Below are 21,984 nucleotides of genomic sequence, written 5' to 3'. Positions count from 1 at the left end.
GGAGGACTCGGAAGGGTCGGATGGGGCGATTCGAGATCATCGAGGGCCGCATGTTAATGTTTTGCCTCGTCCGGTCCCGTGGCTCAGTGGAAGAGCGTCCGCTTCACACGCGGAAGGTCGCTGGTTCGATCCCAGCCGGGACCACAGAGAATGGAAGCCCTATGCGCCTGCGCATAGGGCTTCTTTCGTAGCACCGCCGGTAGCCTGGTGCGGTGACTACTGACGATGCTCGCGCTGACGAGAAGAATCGCGACAGTGTGGACGAGGACGGTGTCTTCGACCGCTTGGGCGACCGACGGCGTCGACTCCGCGCGAAGATCGCCGCCAATCCCACACTCGACCTTGCATACCGAATCACGGTGGCCGTGGTCGGAGTCATCGTTCTGGGTCTCGGCATCGTGGCAATCCCGTACCCGGGTCCGGGTTGGTTGATCGTGTTCGCTGGTCTCGGCATTCTGGCCTCCGAGTTCACCTGGGCACATCGGCTTCTGAAGTTCGCTCGCGCGCGGTACGACCGCTTCATGGCGTGGTTTTCTCGCCAATCGATCGTCGTCAAAGCAGCAAGTGCACTGCTGACGACGCTCATCGTGGTTGCGACCCTGTGGCTGCTGGGCACCTTCTCGCTCGTGGGCGGATGGTTCGGTCTGGACTGGACCTGGCTGGCCAGTCCGCTCTGATCGCGCAGTGCGGTGTGACGACGAGTCAGTGCCCGACAGCCGATAGGCTGTCATCGGTCTTCCGACCGCGTCAGGACAATCGAGGAGTACATCGCCGTGACCATGCCCGCAACCGCCGTCTCGCTCGCCCGCATCATGGTGCCGGCAGGAACGACCGCCGGAACGGCGCTTCGAGACACGGGGCTTCCGAACAAGGGTCCTGACGCGATCGTCGTAGTCCGAGACGTGGACGGGAAGTTGCGGGACCTCTCGTGGGCTCCGGAATCGGATGTCGAGGTCGAACCGGTCGCAGCGAACACCGAGGACGGACGAAGTGTCATCCGGCACTCGGCCGCGCACGTTCTCGCTCAGGCCGTTCAAGAACTCTTCCCGACTGCCAAGCTCGGCATCGGCCCCTTCATCAAAGACGGTTTCTACTACGACTTCGATGTCGAGCAGCCGTTCACTCCCGAGGATTTGACCGCCCTCGAGAAGAAGATGAAGCAGATCGTGAAGGCGGGACAACGATTCTCGCGGCGGGTCTACTCGTCGATCGAGCAGGCACGCGAGGAACTCGCCAACGAGCCGTACAAGTTGGAGCTGGTCAACGACAAGTCCGGCATCGACGATCCCGAGATCATGGAGGTCGGTGGCGGCGAGCTGACCGCATACGACAACCTGAACCCCCGGACCGGAGAACGGATTTGGGGTGACCTGTGCCGAGGCCCGCACATCCCGACCACGAAGTACGTGCCCGCATTCAAGCTCACCCGCAGTTCGGCTGCGTACTGGCGCGGCAATCAGGACAACGCGGATCTGCAGCGGATCTACGGAACCGCGTGGGAGTCGGCCGAGGCACTCGATGCGCATCTCGAACTGCTGGCCGAGGCGGAACGTCGCGACCATCGTAAGCTCGGATCCGAGCTGGACCTGTTCAGCTTTCCCGACGAGCTGGGCTCCGGTCTGCCGGTGTTCCATCCGAAGGGTGGCGTGATCCGCAACGAGCTCGAGAACTACTCCCGCCAGCGGCACATCGAAGAGGGCTACGAGTTCGTCAACACCCCGCACATCACCAAGGGCCACCTCTACGAGGTCTCGGGTCACCTCGACTGGTACCGCGACGGGATGTTCCCGGCTATGCACCTGGACGCCGAACTCGACGAGAACGGCGACGTGCGCAAGCCCGGCCAGGACTACTACCTCAAGCCGATGAACTGCCCGATGCACAACCTGATCTTCCGTTCCCGGGGGCGCTCGTACCGTGAATTGCCGTTGCGCCTCTTCGAGTTCGGTTCGGTCTACCGCTACGAGAAGTCGGGCGTCATCCACGGTCTGACTCGGGTGCGCGGCATGACCCAGGACGATGCGCACATCTTCTGCACCCGCGAGCAGATGCGCGGCGAGCTCACCAGCACCCTCGAATTCGTTCTCGGTCTGCTGAAGGACTACGGGCTCGACGACTTCTACCTCGAACTCTCCACCAGAAACCCGGACAAGTTCGTCGGCAGCGACGAGGTCTGGGAAGAGGCGACCAACACCCTCGCCGAGGTGGCGGCGGCGTCGGGCCTCGACCTGGTGCCCGACCCCGGCGGCGCTGCGTTCTACGGCCCCAAGATCTCCGTTCAGGCGAAGGATGCTCTCGGTCGGACCTGGCAGATGTCGACCATTCAGCTCGACTTCAACCTTCCCGAGCGCTTCGAACTCGAATACACCGCATCGGGCGGGACGAAGGAACGCCCGGTGATGATCCACCGTGCGTTGTTCGGCTCCATCGAGCGATTCTTCGGAGTGTTGACCGAGCACTACGCCGGTGCGTTCCCGGCCTGGCTCGCACCCGTGCAGGTGGTCGGCATCCCCGTCGCCGAGGTGCACCAGGACCACCTGTTCGCGGTGGTGAAAGAGCTGAAGAAGCATGGCATCAGAGCCGAGGTCGACGCCGGTGACGACCGGATGCAGAAGAAGATCTTCAACCAGACAGCGCAGAAGGTCCCGTTCATGCTGCTCGCCGGTGAACGGGACGTCGAAGCAGGTGCGGTCAGCTTCCGCTTCCGTGACGGCAGCCAGGTGAACGGGGTCCCGACTGCTCGCGCCGTGGACCTCGTCGCCGATTGGATCTCCGCCCGCAACAACGCATCTCCCACTGCCACGCTCTTCAGCGAAGATCAGGAGTGAGTTGACCATGCCCGAACAGGACGCGTCGATCGTCGACACCGGTTTCGGTGATCCCGACCGGCTCCAGCGACTGTGGACACCGCACCGGATGTCCTACATCGCGGAAGCGCCGGGCGCGAAGAACAAGTCCAGCGAACCGTTCTCGGATATTCCGCACATGAGCGACGAGGACGGTCTGGTCGTAGCGCGCGGGGAGCAGGTGTACGCGGTACTCAACCTGTACCCGTACAACCCGGGGCACATGATGATCGTGCCCTACCGCCGGGTCGCCGCCCTCGAAGATCTCACGCCCGCCGAGAGCGCGGAGCTGATGTCGTTCACCCAGCACGCGATTCGAACCATCAAGAGTGTGTCGAATCCGCACGGTTTCAACGTCGGACTCAACCTGGGGGCCGCTGCGGGTGGTTCCCTCGCCGAGCATCTGCACCAGCACATCGTGCCGAGGTGGGGTGGCGATGCAAACTTCATCACCGTCGTCGGTGGAGCCAAAGTCATGCCGCAGTTGCTTCGCGACACGCGCGCGCTGCTGGCCGCGGCCTGGGCCGAATGAACCGTTTCGGACTGAACAACAGAACTCGAAAGGAGGGTTCGCGGTGCTGAGCTTCTTCGGGCGCGCTCCGGTATCGAAAGTGACTGCGCCGCTCGGCCGGGCACTCAACAGCACCGGTCTGACGCCCAACTCGGTGACCCTGATCGGCACCGTCGTCACCGTCGGTGCTGCGGTGACGATGTATCCCGCGGGCTACCTGTGGTGGGGATCTGTCGTCATCACAGTGTTCGTCCTCTTCGACATGCTCGACGGTGCCATGGCGCGGGCGCGCGGCGGTGGCACCAAGTACGGCGCTGTACTCGATGCCACGTGTGACCGTGTCGCAGACGGGGCGATCTTCGCCGGTCTTGCTTGGTGGGCTGTCTACAGCGAGCAGAGCAAACTGTTGTTGATCGCTACCATCATCTGTCTCATCACCTCGCAGGTCATCTCGTATGCCAAGGCAAGAGCAGAAGCCAGCGGGCTGTCCGCAGACGGCGGATGGATCGAGCGGGCGGACCGTCTGGTCTTCGTTCTGGTCGGTGCAGGCCTGACCGGAGTCGGACGACACTACGACATTCCGTGGCTCGACAGCGTGATCTACCCGGCAATGTGGGTACTTGCGGCTCTGAGCATCGTGACGGTGTTTCAGCGCGTGCTGGCGGTGCGCAGCTCCGAGGGTGCCCGCGACATCATCGTCAAGTCGACGACTCCGCCGAACGACGAGTCCGAGCCGTCGTGACGTTCGCCGAACGCGCCAGCGATGCCGGCTATGCCGCAGGGTGGCGCGTCGTTCGCGGTTTGCCCGACGGCGTGGCGCGCAGACTTTTCGACAAGGGCGCCGACTTCGCAGCGGGCCGCAACGGTGGACCGCAGCAGCTGCGTCGCAACCTCGCTCGCGTACTCGGTGTACCGGCGGACAGCGTGCCGGACGAGTTGATTCGGGCCAGCGTCCGCTCGTACGCGAGATATTGGCGCGAAGCTTTTCGACTTCCGTCCATGAATCTGGACGAGCAGGCTGCGGTCATCGACGAGTGTGTGCACGGTCGCGAGCACCTCGATGCCGCCATTGCCGAGGGCGTCGGCGCTGTTCTCGCGCTTCCCCACAGCGGCAACTGGGATATGGCCGGTATGTGGCTCGTTCGGTACTACGGACAACTCGCAACAGTGGCAGAGCGGTTGAAGCCGGAGTCGCTCTACCAGCGATTCGTCGACTACCGAGAAAGTCTCGGATTCGAGATCTTTCCTCTCAGCGGCGGCGAGGTTCCGCCGTTCGCTGCATTGTCGGATCGTTTGCGTGAGAACAAGATCGTCTGTCTTCTCAGCGAGCGGGATCTCGCGAAGCACGGTGTGCCGGTGACGTTCTTCGGCGAGGAGACACGGATGGCGGCGGGCCCGGCGAAACTCGCGATCGACACCGGAGCGCACCTGCTTGCGGTGCACTGCTACTTCGACGGCGACGGATGGGGATTCACGATCTCACCGCGCATCGATGTCGACGGGGGAGTGGAGAAGGCGACACAGGAATTGGCGGATCGGTTCGCGTCCAACATCGCCGCTCATCCCGAGGACTGGCACATGCTGCAGCCGCTGTGGCTGGCTGACCTGTCCGATGCACGGCGCGCGAGGATCGAGGACTCGTGAGGATCGGGATGGTATGCCCGTACTCGTTCGATGTTCCCGGCGGAGTACAGGCGCACGTCGAGCAGTTGGCTGTGGTGTTCATCGAACGTGGCCACCGCGTCAGCGTTCTCGCTCCTGCGTCGGACGAGACGGTGCTTCCCAGCTTCGTCGTATCCGCCGGTGAGGCGTTGGCGATTCCGTACAACGGATCGGTCGCCCGGTTGCGATTCGGGCCGATCACCTACTCGCGAATCCGAAAGTGGATCGCCGAGAACGACTTCGACGTCCTGCACATCCACGAACCGAACGCGCCGAGCCTGTCGATGCTTGCGCTCAAGGCCGCCGAGGGTCCGATCGTGGCGACCTTCCACACCTCCACCACGAAGTCGTTGGTGCTCAGTACGTTTCAAGGTGTCCTGCGGCCCTACCACGAGAAGATCAGTGGCCGCATCGCTGTATCGGAGTTGGCACGACGATGGCAGGTCGAGGCTCTGGGAAGCGACGCCGTCGAGATTCCCAACGGCGTCGACGTACAGGCATTCGCCCGCGCACCGATGCTTCCCGGTTACCCGAGGTCCGGCGGGACCGTACTGTTCCTCGGCCGCTTCGACGAGCCACGAAAGGGCATGGCGGTTCTGCTGTCGGCACTGCCGGAGCTGGTCGGTCGCCACCCGGACGTCGAGATTCTCGTGGTCGGACGAGGCGACGAGGACAAACTACGCAAGGAAGCCGGATCGCTGGCATCGCACCTGACATTCCTCGGACAGGTCGACGACGCCGAAAAGGCGTCCGCACTGCGGAGCGCCGATGTGTACTGCGCACCGAACCTCGGGGGCGAAAGCTTCGGCATCGTGCTGGTGGAAGCAATGGCGTCGGGAACCGCGGTGGTCGCCAGCGAGCTCGACGCGTTCCGCCGGGTGCTTCGAGACGGCGCCGCGGGATTGCTGGTGCCTGTCGGTGACTCCGCTGGATTGGCCGCTGCGCTCGACTCGCTTCTGTCCTCCAGGGAGATGAGGGCAGGACTCGTTGCAGCGGCGTCCCGCGCCGTGACGGACTACGACTGGCCCGTCGTTGCCGAGCAGATCATGCGGGTCTACGAGGCCGTGACCATCGGAGGACAGAAAGTGCGGGCTGCAAGCTGATGACGCTGTCTGCTCTGACCATCCTTGTAGTCGGCCTCGTTGCTGTTCTGATCCTGGTGATCGGTCTGTGGGCCTACGGAACGGCGAATCGACTCGATCGGCTGCACGTCCGATCCGATCTGGCCTGGCAGTCTCTCGATTCGGCTTTGGCCAGGCGTGCCGTCGTTGCCCGGGCAGTGTCTGCCGCGACGCGCAGCAGTCTCGAGGAGAGTAGACATCTGGCAGCGTTGGCGGACACGGCAGAGCGAGCCGATCGTGCACATCGTGAGGCCGCAGAGAACGCGGTGTCGGTGGCGCTGGCAGCACTCGACCCAGCCGACCTACCTCCCAGGCTCGTCGCCGAGCTCGCCGACGCAGAGGCGCGTGTGCTGATCGCACGACGATTCCACAACGACGCGGTACGCGACACTCTCGCACTCCGCACCACTGCGCCCGTTCGGCTGCTTCACCTCGGTGGAACCGCCCAGTTGCCCACCTATTTCGAGATCGCTGAGCGTTCGGCATCCGAGACGTTCGGACACGAGGGACGCGCTGTTCAGCGCACCTCCTCGCGTGTCGTCCTCCTCGATGAGCGAGGCCGAGTATTGCTGCTGCGCGGCCACGATCCCGCCGTTCCCGATGTCTACTTTTGGTTCACTATCGGCGGTGCCGTGGAATCGGGTGAGAATCTGCGGGAAGCAGCAGTGCGGGAAGTGCGCGAAGAAACAGGCCTGACGGTTGCCGCAGCTGATCTGAAGGGCCCACTGTGGAGACGGGTGGCGACCTTCCCGTTCAACGGGACGCTGCTGCGTTCCGAGGAACTCTTCTTCGCATACCGCACTCAGGAGTTCGAGCCCGAACACGCCGGGTTCTCCGATCTGGAACGTCGCACGGTGACCGGGTATCGGTGGTGCACAGAAGCCGACATCCGATCCCTCGCCTCGACCGGGGAAACCGTGTATCCACAGGATCTGGCGGAGTTGCTCGACGAAGTGAACATCGTGCTGGCCCGACGCGTCGAGCCGGACGTGCGCGCTATCCGCTGAGGGGTCCAGCACCCTCGCACTGGCTATGGGAACAAGCACCAGTTCGGCCTATTATCGAGCGCGCTCCAAACGAGCCAGACTGTCCCCACACCTCAGGAGTTCGCTGTGACCAGCCCCATCGTGCCCGCATCCACTGCTTCCGATACCAGCAGGGCTTCCGACAACAGTGGTGCCTCCGGAAGAGGAACAGCTCGGGTCAAGCGCGGAATGGCCGAGATGCTCAAGGGCGGCGTGATCATGGATGTGGTCACCGCCGATCAGGCGAAGATCGCCGAGGACGCGGGCGCCGTCGCCGTCATGGCACTCGAACGGGTCCCCGCAGACATCCGCGCCCAAGGCGGAGTATCGCGGATGAGCGATCCGGACATGATCGACAGCATCATCGCCGCGGTATCCATCCCGGTCATGGCCAAGGCTCGCATCGGTCACTTCGTCGAGGCCCAGATCCTGCAGAGCCTCGGTGTCGACTACGTGGACGAGTCGGAGGTGCTGACACCGGCCGACTACGCCAACCACATCGACAAGTGGAACTTCACCGTTCCGTTCGTGTGCGGTGCCACCAACCTCGGCGAGGCATTGCGTCGAATCACCGAGGGCGCCGCGATGATCAGATCGAAGGGTGAGGCAGGAACGGGCGACGTCTCGAACGCGACCACCCACATGCGCAAGATCCGCGACGAAATTCGCCGTCTGACCTCGCTCCCCGAAGACGAGTTGTACGTCGCCGCCAAAGAACTTCAGGCACCGTACGACCTCGTTGTCGAGGTTGCTCGCGCCGGCAAGCTTCCGGTCACGTTGTTCACCGCGGGCGGCATCGCGACTCCGGCAGACGCAGCGATGATGATGCAACTCGGTGCCGAAGGCGTCTTCGTCGGATCCGGAATCTTCAAGTCCGGCAACCCGAAGGAACGCGCCGAGGCCATCGTGAAGGCGACGACGTTCCACGACGATCCCGACGTGCTCGCGAAGATCTCCCGCGGGCTCGGCGAGGCAATGGTCGGTATCAACGTCGACGATCTCCCCGTCGGTCACCGGCTGGCCGAGCGCGGTTGGTGACTCGTCGACTCATCCGCGGGTGAGCAGAGCAGGTTTGTCCGGGTGGTCCCACCGAACGGTGAAGTCGGGTTCGAACTCGGTGTCGGCGTAATAGGTGAGAATCGGCGGGATCGTCCAACTGGCCTCGACCGGTGTTCTTCTGCGGAGCGCGCCCTCGCTCAGCTTCAGGTGCACGGTCACCGCGGCGTCGTCGATTCGGCCTAGGATCGTCGGGCCCGCGATGACGAGTACTTGGTCCGGTGCTGCATCGACGAGTCGGGCGCGCGCTGAGCGATCGGTCGCTTCGTCCCAGAGCCTGGGAAGAAAGCGGCCTCGGCCACCGGCGCGCAGAGGCGCCACCACTTCGCGGTCGACGGCGTCGAAGTCGAACCACGCTGTCCGGTAGGTCAGTTCGTCGTTCTTGGAATACTCGAATCGCAGTGACGCAGGACGAACATAGTCGTGAAGGTCGATTACCTCACAAGAACGTCCGGAGGATCGAATTCGCTCGCGGATCCGGTGAGCGAAGGCGACGGGCTCGGCGGCGTCCGCACCGTCGACCACACCGATTGTCCGACGGCCGAGTGGAATTCGATCGCAGATCCTCTCCACGAGGAGGTCGGGAAATATCGGTGCAGCGGCCGCAGAATCGTGGTGGGGCACCAGCCCATCTTGCCTGTCGACTGGCTTGTTAGCCTTCACCAGCAGTGACAAGAAAGGTGACCAATGGCCAGTATCGAGGACATTCTCGAACTCGAGCGCATAGAGAACGACATCTTTCGTGGTCGGACGTTCCCGAGTCTGTTGCAACGGACGTTCGGCGGCCAAGTCGCCGGCCAAGCTTTGGCATCCGCCGTCAACACCGTCGACGAGCAGTATCGTGTTCATTCGCTGCACGGCTATTTCATCCGGCCCGGCAATCCGACCGAACCGACGGTCTACATGGTCGAGCGTATCCGCGACGGACGTTCGTTCTGTACTCGCCGAGTGACCGGCATCCAGGACGGCAAGGCGATCTTCACCATGTCCGCGTCGTTCCACGTCGACGATGATGGAATATCGCATCAGGACACGATGCCTCGCGTCGTGGAACCCGAATCCCTGCCTGATCCACGCGATCTTCCCAACTTCGACAATTCGTTCTACGAAGAGTGGAAGGAGTGGGACATTCGCAGGATCCCGGACGATCAGACCGAGAAGCACGCGAGTCTCGCCGCGCAGCAACGAGTGTGGTTCCGGTACCGGGATCTTCTTCCGGACAGCCAGGTGTTCCACGTGTGCACACTCGCGTACATGTCGGACATGACGCTGATCGGTTCGGCAAAGGTTCCCCATCGCGATGTCGTCACGCAGACGGCGTCGCTCGATCATGCGCTGTGGTTCCTGCGGCCCTTCCGCGCAGACGAGTGGTTGCTGTACGACCAGACGTCGCCGTCCGCCGATTTCGGTCGAGCGCTTGCACAGGGACGGATCTTCGACAGGCAGGGTCGAATGGTCGCCGCAGTCGTGCAAGAAGGACTCATGCGCATCGAGCGCGACACGTCGAAGACGATCACCGATCCGTTCGTGCCCAAATGAGTGGCCCGACCATCGGCGTACTTGCGTTGCAGGGTGACGTCCGCGAGCATCTGGACGCGCTGTCGACGAGTGGCGCGACTGGCATCACCGTGCGACGCCCCTCCGAACTGGACGCAGTCGACGGAATCGTCATCCCCGGAGGGGAGTCCACCACCATGAGCAATCTGCTATCGGTATTCGATCTGCTCGAGCCGCTGCGCGCGCGGTTGAAGGACGGACTACCGGCCTACGGTTCGTGCGCGGGCATGATTCTGCTCGCCACCGAGGTGCTCGACACCCGGCCGGACGCGCAGCATCTCGATGGGCTCGACATCACCGTCCGTCGCAACGCCTTCGGTCGTCAGGTCGACTCGTTCGAAACAGATCTCGAGTTCGTCGGCATCGACGGTGATGCTGTGCGAGCAGTGTTCATTCGTGCGCCATGGGTGGAACGAGTCGGAGACGATGTCGAGGTGCTCGCCGTTGTTCCCGACGGCCCCGCGGCAGGCAAGGTCGTTGCCGTCAGGCAGGGCGTGGTCATGGCCACGAGTTTCCATCCCGAGGTGACCGGTGATCGACGTGTTCATCAGCAGTTCGTGAACCTGGTTCGGGCGGCGTAGCGCCTCGATTCCGAGACCGGCCGAGCCATCTGGAGTCGACCAACGCCACGCACGCGTAAACTACGAACACTTGTTGTATGTACGAAAGGGGCTCCATCGCATGAGCGGCCACTCCAAATGGGCCACCACCAAGCACAAGAAGGCGGTGATCGACGCCAGACGCGGCAAGTCGTTCGCCAAGCTCATCAAGAACATCGAGGTGGCGGCACGTACCGGTGGTGGCGATCCGACGGGCAATCCGACGTTGTTCGACGCCATTCAGAAGGCGAAGAAGACCTCGGTGCCCATCGACAACATCGAGCGGGCCCGCAAGCGAGGCGCCGGTGAAGAAACCGGTGGCGCCGACTGGCAGACGATCATGTACGAGGGCTACGGACCCAACGGCGTGGCAGTACTCATCGAGTGTCTGACGGACAACCGCAATCGGGCAGCCGGTGAAGTACGCGTTGCGATGACCCGCAACGGCGGCAACATGGCCGATCCTGGATCGGTGTCCTACCTGTTCTCGCGCAAGGGACTGGTCACTCTGGAGAAGAACGGCCAGAGCGAGGACGACGTCCTGATGGCAGTGCTCGACGCCGGTGCCGAGGAGATCACCGACAACGGTGACACCTTCGAGATCGTCAGCGAGCCCACCGATCTCGTCGCAGTGCGTTCGGCGCTGCAGGAGGCGGGCATCGATTACGACTCCGCCGAGGCGAGCTTCCAGGCCTCGGTCAGCGTCCCTGTCGACGCAGACGGTGCGCGCAAGGTGTTCAAGCTCATCGACGCTCTCGAAGACAGCGACGACGTGCAGAACGTGTACTCCAATGTCGAACTGTCCGATGAGGTACTGGCCGAGCTCGAAGAAGACTGACGCCGATCCGTCGAGCGGGTGTCGCAGCCGCGCGCTGCGGTAGTCCTCCGCTACGCTATCGAACAACAGTTCGTAAGCGGAAGGTGGCAACAGTGCGCGTCATGGGCGTCGACCCCGGCTTGACCCGGTGTGGGTTGAGTTTGATCGAGGGCGGGGCAGGGCGCAGCGTCATCGCTCTCGATGTCGACGTGGTTCGAACGCCCGCCGACATGGACCTCGCGCAACGGTTGTTGCGGATCGCGGAGGCAGCGGAGTACTGGCTGGATACCCACCGGCCGGATGTAGTTGCCATCGAACGCGTCTTCGCTCAGCACAATGTTCGAACCGCGATGGGAACCGCACAAGCGGGTGGTGTCATCGCCCTTGCGGCGGCCCGCCGGGGGATCGACGTGTGCTTTCACACCCCAAGTGAGGTGAAGGCGGCTGTCACCGGAAATGGTAGCGCCGACAAGGCTCAGGTCACCGCGATGGTGATGCGCATTCTGGGTTTGCAGACGGCGCCCACTCCTGCGGACGCGGCCGACGCCCTGGCCCTGGGGATCTGCCATTGCTGGCGGGCTCCCATGATCGCCAGAATGGCTCAGGCCGAGGCGATGGCCGCGGAACAGAAGCGGAAGTACGAGGCTCGTCTGGCCGAGGAGCGCAAGTCCAGGGCAGCTGCAGCGAAGAAGCTCGGCAGCGCCACCAAGATCAAGGCCAAGAAAGAGGCGCGCGCCCGATGATTGCGTCGATTCGCGGGGAAGTCCTCGAGATCGCCCTCGACCATGCGGTTCTCGAGGCGTCGGGAGTGGGTTACCGGGTCAATGCGACACCCGCGACGCTCGGAACACTCGCCCGCGGGTCGGAGTCGAGGCTACTGACGACGATGATCGTGCGCGAGGACTCGATGACGCTGTACGGGTTCGAGGACAGCGAGTCGAGGGACCTGTTCTCGTTGCTGCTGACGGTGTCCGGCGTCGGTCCGCGAATCGCGATGGCGACGCTGGCAGTGCTCGATCCACACTCGCTGCGCACTGCCCTCGCGGACAGCAACATCACCGCCCTGACGCGAGTGCCCGGCATCGGTAAGCGCGGAGCCGAGCGCATGATCGTCGAGCTCAGAGACAAGGTAGACGCAATCGTCGGCGGATCAGGCGCGACATCGCTTCCATCGGGTTCGACCGGTGGGAACCCGGTTCGCGACCAGATCGTCGAAGCGCTCACCGGTCTCGGCTTCCCGCTGAAGCAGGCCGAGGATGCCACGGATGCGGTTCTGGCCGCGCAACCGGACGCGACCACCTCGGCAGCGTTGCGGTCGGCTCTCGCTTCCCTGGGTAAGAGCAAGTGAGCGACGCCGCAGAGTTCGAGGAGTCGCAGGTGAGCGCCGAGATCATCTCGGACGACGGCGACGTCGAAACGAGTCTGCGGCCGAAGTCGTTGACCGACTTCATCGGGCAACCCCGAGTGCGAGAGCAACTCCAGCTTGTCCTGACCGGAGCCAAGCTGCGGGGCAGCACGCCCGATCACATCCTGATGTCCGGTCCGCCTGGCCTAGGCAAGACGTCGATGGCCATGATCATTGCCCAGGAACTCAATACGTCGCTACGGCTCACATCGGGACCCGCCCTCGAACGGGCCGGTGACCTCGCCGCGATGCTGAGCAATCTCGTCGAGGGTGATGTGCTTTTCATCGACGAGATCCATCGAATCGCACGCCCGGCGGAGGAAATGCTCTACCTGGCCATGGAGGACTTTCGGGTCGACGTGGTCGTTGGGAAGGGCCCGGGCGCGACGTCGATCCCGCTCGAGGTCGCGCCCTTCACCCTCGTCGGAGCCACCACCAGATCCGGCGCCCTCACCGGGCCATTGCGTGATCGCTTCGGATTCGTCGCGCACATGGATTTCTACGAGCCCGAGGAGCTGGAGAAGATCTTGCTGCGATCGGCCGGGATACTCGGCGTTCCCATCGACAAGGAAGGCTGCGCCGAGATCGCCGGACGGTCGCGTGGCACCCCTCGGATCGCTAACCGTCTGCTTCGCAGAGTCCGCGACTACGCCGAGGTTCGCGGCGACGGAACGGTCACGAAGCAGACCGCGCAGGAAGCCCTCGTGGTCTACGACGTGGATCAACTCGGTCTCGACCGCCTCGACCGCGCCGTTCTCAGTGCCTTGATCAGAAGCTTCGGTGGAGGACCGGTCGGAGTGTCGACTCTCGCTGTGGCGGTCGGCGAAGAACCGGCGACCGTGGAGGAAGTCTGCGAACCGTTTCTCGTGCGCGCGGGGATGGTCGCACGAACGCCGCGCGGGCGTGTCGCCACAGCGGCGGCGTGGACTCACCTCGGTCTCGTTCCGCCGCCGGACCTTGCGATCGGTGGCATTTCTGTGCGAACCAACGAGGCTCAGCAGGGCTTGTTCGAATAATCTGCTGATAAACAGCGGGAGCCGGACAGATCACCGGTGAGCTAGTGGCACACTAGGACGAACGCGCGGCACTTCTTCATTGCCGAGACGACACGCCAACCGAGACGATTTTAGGACTGACGTACAAGATGGAACTGCTATTTCCGCTGCTGATCGTGGCACTGCTCGTACCGATGTTTCTCAATGTCCGCAAACAGAAGAGGGTCCTCGCCGACACTCAGGCGTTGCAGGACTCCTTGAAGGTCGGCGACGAGGTCGTGACGACCGCTGGACTGTATGCCCGCGTAGTGCTGGTAGAAGAGGACACCATCGACCTCGAGGTCGCGGACGGAATCATCACCACGTGGTCGCGCGCCGTGGTGCGTGAGGTCCTTCCCGCCGACATCGACGAGTCGACCGACGCCGACCAGTTCGTTGCACCGGACGACCTGTCGGGTGTCGAGGGTGCCGGACCGTCGCTGGAGAAGAAGAGCACTACAGAGCCTGTCGCCGACGAGACGGTCGAGCAGAGCGCGCGTCGCCTAGACAAAGAGTGACCGAAAGATGACCGCAACCGCTGTCGGACACGTTCCGGCAGCGGTTTCGCGTGCGGGGACCAGGGTGTCCGTTTTTCCCTGATCGGCGCACCGAAGTCTTTCGTGATCGTCAACCGCCGTCACCATCGTCAATTGCCAAGAGGAGAATCACAGACCGTGGCAACTTCAAGCGGATCGGTGCATCCATCCCGCTATCTCGCCGTGTTCGGCGTCCTGATGGCCGTTGTGTATGCATTGGTCTTCTTCACCGGAGACAAGTCGCCCACGCCCAAGCTGGGCATCGATCTCGAGGGCGGCACCCGCGTCACGCTGACCGCGCGTACACCGGACGGCAGTTCACCGAGCCGGGAGAGTCTGGCGCAGGCGCAGCAGATCATCACCACCCGCGTCGATGGTCTCGGTGTCGCGGGGTCCGAGGTGCTCATCGACGGTGAGAATCTCGTCATCACGGTGCCCGGCGACGACAGCTCGCAGGCGCGCACACTCGGTCAGACCGCCCGCCTGTTCATTCGGCCGGTCATTCAGGCCACCCAGCCCGCAGCGGGCGCCCCCGCTGGTGAGGCCCCCGCAGCGGAAGTTCCAGCAGCTGAGACACCCGCACCGGCAGGTGACGCAGTTCCGCAGGGTCGTCCGTTCCCGGCCCAGGACCCCAGCACGATCGAGCCGGCACCAGCGGCAGACGAGCCCGCTGCAGACGAGCCCGCTGCGGAGCAGCCGGGAACCGACGCCGAACAGACGGCCGACGAGATTACCGAAGCGAAGGCGCTGCGGCAGAGCGAGGACCAGCAGGTTCAGCAGGCCGCACTTGCGACCATCGACTGCAACGCTCCGGACCCGCTGCAAGGTAACGACGATCCGGCGCTCCCTCTGGTGGCGTGCTCTACCGACGGCACCGCGGTTTATCTGCTCGGCCCGAGCATCATCGACGGCCAGCAGATTTCGGACGCGACCTCGGGATTCAACACGCAGCAATCCCGCCACGAGGTGAGCCTGAGTTTCGATTCCGAGGGCAGCAACACCTGGGCGAAGTTCACCGCGGAGAACATCGGTAGCCAGGCTGCGTTCACGCTGGACTCGAAGGTCGTCAGTGCACCGCAAATTCAGGGTGCGACGCCTGCGGGCAGCGCAACGTCCATCACCGGTCAGTTCACGGCCCAGGGTGCGTCCGAGTTGGCGAACACGCTGAAGTACGGCTCGCTGCCGTTGTCGTTCGCGTCCTCGGAAGCCGAAACGGTGTCCGCGACCCTCGGCCTCGCCTCGCTCGACGCGGGACTGCTCGCCGGCGCAATCGGCCTGGCTCTCGTACTTCTGTACTGCCTAGCGTATTACCGCGCACTCGGCTTCCTGACCGCGCTGTCGCTGATCCTGGCCGGCGCGATGGTGTACGGCATCCTGGTGCTGCTCGGGCGGTGGATCAACTTCACGCTCGACCTGGCAGGCATCGCCGGTCTGATCATCGGTATCGGTATGACCGCGGACTCCTTCGTCGTGTTCTTCGAACGCATCAAAGACGAGATCCGCGAAGGCAGAAGCTTCCGATCGGCAGTTCCGCGCGGGTGGACGCGCGCGCGTAAGACGATCCTGTCCGGAAACGCCGTCAGCTTCATCGCCGCCGTCGTGCTCTACGTTCTGGCCGTCGGCCAGGTGCAGGGCTTCGCGTTCACCCTCGGTCTGACCACGGTCCTCGACGTTGTCGTGGTGTTCCTGGTGACCTGGCCTCTCGTCCACCTCGCGTCGAAATCGAAGTTCTGGTCGAAACCCGGGGTGAACGGACTGGGAGCCGTCGCGCAGATCGCGCAGGAGCGCAAACGCGCCGCCGCGCGCACGATGGCACGCAAAGCAGCAGCCGATGCACCGACGACGGGGGCCTGAGATGTCCGATTCTTCACAGAAGTCCACCGGCACCGGTTCTACCTTGCTCGAGGACTCAGGGGTCGACCAAAGCGCACAGCCGACGCGTAGTTGGCTTTCGCGGCTGTACACCGGAACCGGTGCCTTCGAGGTCGTGGGTCGCAGGCGGTTCTACTACACGCTGACCGGCGTGATCGTGCTGATCTGCCTCCTGAGCATGGTTGTTCGCGGATTCACGCTCGGTATCGACTTCGAGGGCGGTACCAAGATTCAGGTACCGGCAGACGGCAGCATCACGTCCGAGCAGGTCGAGACGGTGTTCACAGACACCCTCGGTTTCGGTCCGGAGGCGGTTCAGACTGTCGGTTCGGGCGCTGCGGCGACCGTTCAGGTGAGATCCGAAGCGCTCGAGGCCAATCAGGTGGATCAGGTCCGAAACGCACTGTTCGAGACCTTCCAACCGGTCGACAGCACCGGAACACCCTCGCCGAACGCCATCAGTTTCTCCGACGTCAGCGAGACCTGGGGCGGTCAGATCACCCAGAAGGCTTTGATCGCGCTACTGGTGTTCCTGGTGATCGTGAGTATCTACATCGCGATTCGCTACGAACGTGACATGGCGATCGCCGCGCTTGCTGCGTTGTTCTTCGACCTCATAGTGACCGCCGGTGTCTATTCGCTTGTCGGGTTCGAGGTCACACCTGCGACGGTCATCGGGTTGTTGACTATTCTCGGCTTCTCGCTGTACGACTCGGTGATCGTCTTCGACAAAGTCGAGGAGAACACTCGCGGAATTCTGCATCTGCATCGAAAGACCTTTGCCGAGCAGGCGAACCTCGCCGTCAACCAGACTCTGATGCGCTCGATCAACACCACTGTCATCGGAGTTCTTCCCGTTCTCGCACTCATGGTCGTCGCGGTCTGGCTTCTCGGTGTCGGAACGTTGAAGGACCTGGCGCTGGTCCAGCTGGTAGGCATGATCGTCGGCGCATATTCGTCGATCTTCTTCGCGACCCCACTCCTTGTCACCATCAAGGAAAAATGGGGACCGGTCTCCGTGCACACCAAGAAGGTTCTTGCCAAGCGCGCAGAAGCCGCCAACAGAGCAGGGTCGACGGGTCTGGTCACCGCAGGCTCCGGCGTCGCAGCCGACGCGCCCGTCACACCGCGGGTGGGTTCGCGGCCGACCGGGAAGCGCACCAAGAAGAGGCGTTGATGAACGTTTCAGTCGTGAGGTCGCGAGCGACGGCAGCTGCAGTGGCTGCCGGCGTCGCTGCCGGCGCCCTCGTGGGGTGCTCGTCGTCGGACGACCAGGTTCCGTCCATCGGATACGCAGTGGACAACACCCTGACCACGTACAACGCGCAGACCGTGGACGGCGCGGCATCGGGTGCCAGGCAAGCGTTCCCGCGCGTGCAGACGGGCTTCAGCTACCTGGGTCCAGAAGGAGAAGCGCTGTCCGACAACGACATCGGCGGGGTTGCAGTCGTTCCGGCAGACGTTCTGACGGTCAGCTACACCATCGCTCCGCAGGCCACGTACTCCGACGGTGTTCCGATGACATGCGACGATCTCGTTCTCACGTGGGCAGCGAACAGTGGCAGATTCGTTGCAGGCGAGAACGATCTTCCGATGTTCGATTCGGCCTCGAGTGCTGGGTACTCGGATATCGACCGAGTCGACTGCGTATCAGGAAGCAAGGAAGCCACGGTCGTCTTCCGTGCGGGTCGTAGCTACGAAGGATGGCGGAGTTTGTTCGGTGCCACCGAACTGCTCCCCGCGCACGTAGTCGCCCGGGTCGCTGGTGTACCCAACGTTGTCGATCCGATTCAGACGTCAGACCTTGCCGCGGTCGGTCGTATCGCGGACTTCTGGAACGTCGGCTGGACGCTCACACCCGGGCAGGTGGATACGTCGCTGCTGCCGTCGAATGGGCCCTACAAGGTCGATTCCTACACCCAGGACAGCGGACTCGTTCTCGTAGCGAACGACAAGTGGTGGGGTGTACCACCCGAGACCGAGCGGATCGTCGTGTGGCCCAAAGGGACCGACGTGCAGGCCCAGGTGGACGCCGGTGACCTCGAAGTCGTCGACCACGGCGCCGGTGGAACGATGCCGGCTGATGGATTCGAGCGCACCGACTATCCGTCACACGGCGTCGAGCAGCTGACACTCGCCACCAGCGGCGCATTGGCTCCCTCAGCGGCACGACGAGCCCTCGCGCTCTGCGTACCGAGGACGCAGCTGTTCGAAGCAGCTGGTCATCCCGGCTTCGACGAGGCCGCCGGAATCGGCTCCGGCGTTGTCGATTCCCGACTCGTCCAACCGAACACACTGCTGTACGGACCGGTTGCAGGCACAGCCGACGGCCGGTATCGCGCACCCGACACCGGTGCATCCGCTGCAGAGTTGAACGGCGCGGGCCTCGACGGAATCACCATCAGGATCGGCTATCTCGCCCCCGACCCGAGACGGTCGGAGATCGTCGCCGACATCGCTGCCGCGTGTGCCCCCGCCGGTGTCGTCGTCGAGGATGCCAGTTCGCCAGAGTTCGCTCCCAGTGCACTGCGAGCAGGTGCCGTCGACGCGGTACTCGGCTCGACCGCCTCGGCATCGGGGCCCGCTGGTGCGGTGTCGGACGAAGCCGCTCGCTACAGCCTGCGCAGCGGGGTCGGCAGCAATGTCGGGGGATACGTCAACGGCCGGATCGATGCCATCGTCGACCGACTCGCCGTCGAGACCGACGACGCCTCTGCGCTGTCCCTTGCCACCGAGGGCGAGCGGATCTTGTGGAACGACATGCCGTCGTTGCCGTTGTTCAACCAGCCTCGCAGTATGGCCGCGGCCGATGGAATGAGCAACGTCGTGGTGAATCCGACGGTCTCGGGTGCCGGATGGAATATGGATCGGTGGATACTTCACCGGTGAGCACCCACTTCTCTTCGCCCGAATCCGGTCTCGTCGCGGCCGCCACCGGCAATATCGATCGGCTCGTTCGGTGGGCAGACGATTTCCCCGTCGTCGGCGTTCGGTTCGCGGATCTGACGCCGGTGTTCGCCGATTCGGACGGACTGTCTTCGGTCGTCGCTGCGTTGGCGACCGCAGGATCGGGAGCCGACCTCGTAGCAGGTATCGATGCGCGGGGCTTTCTGTTGGGCGCGGGCGTTGCGCTTACTCTCGGTACCGGCGTCCTGGCAGTGCGCAAGGCCGGAAAGTTGCCGCCCCCGGTCATCTCGCAGAGCTATCAACTCGAGTACGGCTCCGCCGAGCTGCAGATTCCGGAGGCCGTCGACGTGTCCGGGCGCAAAGTGTTGGTCATCGACGACGTACTGGCCACCGGCGGCACTGTCGCAGCCACAGTCGAACTGCTCCGCTCTCGCGGGGCGGAAATAGTCGGAGCTGCGGTTGCTCTCGAGATATCGGCACTCGGCGGTCGGGACAAGTGTGTGGGCTACCCGCTCGTCTGCCTCCGGCAGGTATGAGGACTAAAGTTGATCACTACTGCATTCGACGGCGGCGCGTGAGCCACGAGTGCAGCCAACGCGGCAGGAGGCGATCACTGTGACTCGTTACGTCGACCAACCCTTGCCTGATCGACCCTCGTCGGATACCGAGGCCGTCGTCACGACCGAAGCGACAGTGGAACCGGTCCCTCAATCAGAGAGCCGGAGCGCGATGTCCGCGGTTCCGACCTCCGCGTCACGCCGCGTTCGAGCCCGTCTGGCCAGGCGAATCACTGCAGGCCGCAATGCCGCGGTCAAACCGGTGCTGGAACCGTTGGTCAGCCTGCATCGCGAGTTGTACCCCAAGGCGGATCTAGCTCTGCTGCAGCGCGCGTACGACGTCGCGGACGAGCGGCATGCCACCCAGATGCGGAAGTCGGGCGACCCGTACATCACGCACCCACTTGCGGTGGCCAACATCCTCGCCGAGCTCGGCATGGACACCACGACGCTCGTTGCCGCCCTTCTGCACGACACCGTCGAGGACACAGGCTACTCGCTGACTCAGCTCACCGAGGAGTTCGGTGAAGAGGTCGCGCACCTGGTCGACGGCGTGACCAAACTCGACAAAGTCGTGCTCGGCACAGCTGCCGAGGGCGAGACCATCCGCAAGATGATCATCGCGATGGCCCGGGATCCGCGGGTCCTGGTCATCAAAGTCGCCGATCGTCTGCACAACATGCGCACGATGCGGTTCCTGCCACCGGAAAAGCAGGCGCGGAAAGCGAAGGAAACCCTCGAGGTCATCGCTCCGCTCGCGCATCGCCTCGGTATGGCGACGGTCAAGTGGGAGCTCGAGGACCTCGCGTTCGCGATTCTGCATCCCAAGAAGTACGACGAGATCGTTCGCCTGGTCGCGGACCGTGCGCCGTCCCGCGACACCTACCTGGAGAAGGTCAGGGCGGAGATCAACGCATCTCTGTCGGCGTCGCGGATCAGTGCTGTGGTGGAGGGCAGGCCGAAGCACTACTGGTCGATCTACCAGAAGATGATCGTCAAGGGTCGCGACTTCGACGACATTCACGATCTCGTCGGAGTTCGGATTCTCTGTGACGAGATACGCGACTGCTATGCAGCGGTCGGCGTCGTGCACTCGTTGTGGCAGCCGATGGCGGGCCGGTTCAAGGACTACATCGCCCAACCCCGGTACGGGGTCTACCAGTCGTTGCACACCACCGTCGTCGGGCCGGAGGGCAAACCTCTCGAGGTCCAGATTCGGACGAGGGACATGCACCGAACCGCGGAGTTCGGCATCGCAGCGCACTGGCGATACAAGGAAACCCGCGGCAAGCACGGTAGTGACAATGCCGAAGTCGACGACATGGCGTGGATGCGTCAGCTGCTCGACTGGCAGCGTGAGGCCGCAGATCCAGGTGAATTCCTCGAGTCGTTGCGCTACGACCTCGCAGTGAAGGAAATCTTCGTCTTCACCCCCAAAGGCGACGTCGTGACGCTGCCTGCAGGTTCATGTCCCGTCGACTTCGCGTATGCCGTCCACACCGAGGTCGGGCACCGTTGTATCGGTGCCCGGGTCAACGGCAGACTCGTTGCGCTGGAACGGACTCTGGACAACGGCGAAGTCGTCGAGGTCTTCACCTCCAAAGCGGTCACCGCGGGTCCGAGCCGTGACTGGCAGGGATTCGTCGCCTCTCCGCGGGCGAAGACGAAGATCCGCCAGTGGTTCGCCAAAGAACGGCGTGAGGAAGCGCTCGAAGCAGGCAAGGATGCCATCGCGAAAGAGGTGCGGCGCGGCGGGCTTCCACTGCAGCGGCTGATGAACGCCGAGTCGATGTCCACCATTGCTCACGAACTGCGCTACGTCGACGTGTCGGCGTTGTACACCGCGGTAGGCGAGAGTCATGTGTCGGCGCAGCACGTCGTACAGCGGTTGGTAGCCCACCTCGGTGGCGTCGGAGACGTCGAAGAGGAACTGGCGGAGCGGTCGACACCGTCGACGATCCCGATGCGTCCTCGCCAGGTCGGAGATGCGGGCGTCCTCGTCTCGGGAATGGAGGGCGTTGTCGCGAAGCTCGCCAAGTGCTGCACGCCGGTGCCAGGGGACGAGATACTCGGCTTCGTGACGCGCGGGGGATCGGTCAGCGTGCACCGGACGGACTGCACCAACGCCAAGTCGCTGGGCGAGCAGTCGGAACGGTTCGTCGACGTGGAGTGGGCGCCGTCGTCATCGTCGGTGTTCCTGGTGGCTATTCAGATCGAGGCCCTGGATCGGCATCGGTTGTTGTCGGACGTCACCAAGGCGTTGGCCGACGAGAAGGTCAATATTCTGTCCGCCTCGGTCGCGACGTCGGGTGATCGTGTGGCGATCAGCAAGTTCACGTTCGAGATGGGCGATCCCAAGCATCTGGGCCACGTTCTCAACGTCGTCCGCAACGTCGAGGGCGTCTACGACGTATATCGACTCACATCAGCCGCATAGGGCGGCTCCGCCGCCAGTGGCACGGTTGAGTGCACTCCCGTG

The 21,984-nt window shown here is 63.7% G+C and carries 21 protein-coding genes and 1 tRNA gene; 21 read left to right on the top strand and 1 reads right to left on the bottom strand.

Annotated features, from left to right (window positions below; all coding sequences use genetic code 11):
- Positions 1–72: 72 nt before the first annotated feature.
- The 9 genes from ACODSO_RS26560 to pdxS all read left to right on the top strand — a co-directional run bounded on the left by ACODSO_RS26560 (position 73) and on the right by pdxS (position 8,203).
- Positions 73–144: transfer RNA gene (locus tag ACODSO_RS26560), tRNA-Val, on the top strand.
- A gap of 113 nt (positions 145–257) precedes the next feature.
- Positions 258–677, top strand: coding sequence for a TIGR02611 family protein (locus tag ACODSO_RS26555; protein WP_068376012.1), 420 nt, complete (start codon positions 258–260; stop codon positions 675–677).
- 96 nt (positions 678–773) lie between these two features.
- The gene (gene thrS / locus ACODSO_RS26550; protein WP_068375998.1) at positions 774–2,828 is read left to right on the top strand and encodes a threonine--tRNA ligase; all 2,055 of its coding nucleotides are present in this window, start codon (positions 774–776) and stop codon (positions 2,826–2,828) included.
- Between the two features lie 7 nt (positions 2,829–2,835).
- A complete protein-coding gene (locus ACODSO_RS26545) occupies positions 2,836–3,378 on the top strand; it encodes an ATP adenylyltransferase (protein ID WP_068376000.1) in 543 nt (180 codons plus the stop codon).
- 43 nt (positions 3,379–3,421) lie between these two features.
- Complete coding sequence (pgsA, locus tag ACODSO_RS26540) at positions 3,422–4,099, top strand: phosphatidylinositol phosphate synthase (protein ID WP_489039647.1); 678 nt, start codon at positions 3,422–3,424, stop codon at positions 4,097–4,099.
- Positions 4,096–5,001, top strand: a complete 906-nt coding sequence (locus tag ACODSO_RS26535) for a phosphatidylinositol mannoside acyltransferase (protein WP_068376008.1) — start codon at positions 4,096–4,098, stop codon at positions 4,999–5,001. Before pgsA ends, ACODSO_RS26535 begins: the two co-directional genes overlap by 4 nt.
- Entirely contained in the window at positions 4,998–6,122 is a 1,125-nt protein-coding gene (locus ACODSO_RS26530) for a glycosyltransferase family 4 protein (RefSeq protein ID WP_489039646.1), read from the top strand. The genes ACODSO_RS26535 and ACODSO_RS26530 overlap by 4 nt, the downstream gene beginning before the upstream one ends.
- Positions 6,122–7,147: an NUDIX hydrolase gene (locus ACODSO_RS26525; protein ID WP_068376016.1), complete on the top strand. Its 1,026-nt coding sequence runs from the start codon at positions 6,122–6,124 to the stop codon at positions 7,145–7,147. Before ACODSO_RS26530 ends, ACODSO_RS26525 begins: the two co-directional genes overlap by 1 nt.
- A gap of 120 nt (positions 7,148–7,267) precedes the next feature.
- Complete coding sequence (gene pdxS / locus ACODSO_RS26520) at positions 7,268–8,203, top strand: pyridoxal 5'-phosphate synthase lyase subunit PdxS (protein WP_489039650.1); 936 nt, start codon at positions 7,268–7,270, stop codon at positions 8,201–8,203.
- A gap of 9 nt (positions 8,204–8,212) precedes the next feature.
- On the opposite strand, the gene ACODSO_RS26515 is transcribed toward pdxS, so the two are convergent.
- Positions 8,213–8,845, bottom strand: coding sequence for a nucleoside/nucleotide kinase family protein (locus ACODSO_RS26515; protein WP_489039645.1), 633 nt, complete (start codon positions 8,843–8,845; stop codon positions 8,213–8,215).
- A gap of 63 nt (positions 8,846–8,908) precedes the next feature.
- On the opposite strand from ACODSO_RS26515, the gene ACODSO_RS26510 reads away from it, so the two are divergent.
- The 12 genes from ACODSO_RS26510 to ACODSO_RS26455 all read left to right on the top strand — a co-directional run bounded on the left by ACODSO_RS26510 (position 8,909) and on the right by ACODSO_RS26455 (position 21,942).
- On the top strand, positions 8,909–9,760 hold the full coding sequence (locus ACODSO_RS26510; RefSeq protein ID WP_068376019.1) for an acyl-CoA thioesterase: 852 nt from the start codon (positions 8,909–8,911) through the stop codon (positions 9,758–9,760).
- Positions 9,757–10,359, top strand: a complete 603-nt coding sequence (gene pdxT, locus ACODSO_RS26505; protein WP_489039644.1) for a pyridoxal 5'-phosphate synthase glutaminase subunit PdxT — start codon at positions 9,757–9,759, stop codon at positions 10,357–10,359. Before ACODSO_RS26510 ends, pdxT begins: the two co-directional genes overlap by 4 nt.
- Before the next feature lie 100 nt (positions 10,360–10,459).
- The gene (locus ACODSO_RS26500) at positions 10,460–11,215 is read left to right on the top strand and encodes a YebC/PmpR family DNA-binding transcriptional regulator (protein WP_068376024.1); all 756 of its coding nucleotides are present in this window, start codon (positions 10,460–10,462) and stop codon (positions 11,213–11,215) included.
- 92 nt (positions 11,216–11,307) lie between these two features.
- Entirely contained in the window at positions 11,308–11,937 is a 630-nt protein-coding gene (gene ruvC, locus ACODSO_RS26495; RefSeq protein ID WP_489039643.1) for a crossover junction endodeoxyribonuclease RuvC, read from the top strand.
- Positions 11,934–12,542 (top strand): Holliday junction branch migration protein RuvA, encoded by a 609-nt coding sequence (gene ruvA / locus ACODSO_RS26490; protein WP_068376031.1) that lies wholly within the window; start codon positions 11,934–11,936, stop codon positions 12,540–12,542. The genes ruvC and ruvA overlap by 4 nt, the downstream gene beginning before the upstream one ends.
- Positions 12,539–13,615, top strand: coding sequence for a Holliday junction branch migration DNA helicase RuvB (gene ruvB / locus ACODSO_RS26485; RefSeq protein WP_068376035.1), 1,077 nt, complete (start codon positions 12,539–12,541; stop codon positions 13,613–13,615). Before ruvA ends, ruvB begins: the two co-directional genes overlap by 4 nt.
- Positions 13,616–13,743: 128 nt before the next feature.
- A complete protein-coding gene (gene yajC / locus ACODSO_RS26480; protein WP_068376038.1) occupies positions 13,744–14,151 on the top strand; it encodes a preprotein translocase subunit YajC in 408 nt (135 codons plus the stop codon).
- A gap of 156 nt (positions 14,152–14,307) precedes the next feature.
- Complete coding sequence (gene secD, locus ACODSO_RS26475) at positions 14,308–16,023, top strand: protein translocase subunit SecD (RefSeq protein ID WP_489039642.1); 1,716 nt, start codon at positions 14,308–14,310, stop codon at positions 16,021–16,023.
- A 1-nt stretch (position 16,024) separates the two neighbouring features.
- Entirely contained in the window at positions 16,025–17,218 is a 1,194-nt protein-coding gene (gene secF, locus ACODSO_RS26470; protein ID WP_068376040.1) for a protein translocase subunit SecF, read from the top strand.
- Entirely contained in the window at positions 17,218–18,930 is a 1,713-nt protein-coding gene (locus tag ACODSO_RS26465; RefSeq protein ID WP_068376042.1) for an ABC transporter substrate-binding protein, read from the top strand. Before secF ends, ACODSO_RS26465 begins: the two co-directional genes overlap by 1 nt.
- The gene (locus ACODSO_RS26460) at positions 18,897–19,484 is read left to right on the top strand and encodes an adenine phosphoribosyltransferase (protein WP_489039641.1); all 588 of its coding nucleotides are present in this window, start codon (positions 18,897–18,899) and stop codon (positions 19,482–19,484) included. The genes ACODSO_RS26465 and ACODSO_RS26460 overlap by 34 nt, the downstream gene beginning before the upstream one ends.
- A gap of 193 nt (positions 19,485–19,677) precedes the next feature.
- Positions 19,678–21,942 (top strand): RelA/SpoT family protein, encoded by a 2,265-nt coding sequence (locus tag ACODSO_RS26455; RefSeq protein ID WP_489039639.1) that lies wholly within the window; start codon positions 19,678–19,680, stop codon positions 21,940–21,942.
- Positions 21,943–21,984: the final 42 nt, after the last annotated feature.

The organism is Rhodococcus sp. FG69 (genome assembly GCF_057808915.1).
Note: the sequence above shows the minus strand (reverse complement) of the source record. Positions and strands in the feature narration are given on the sequence as shown.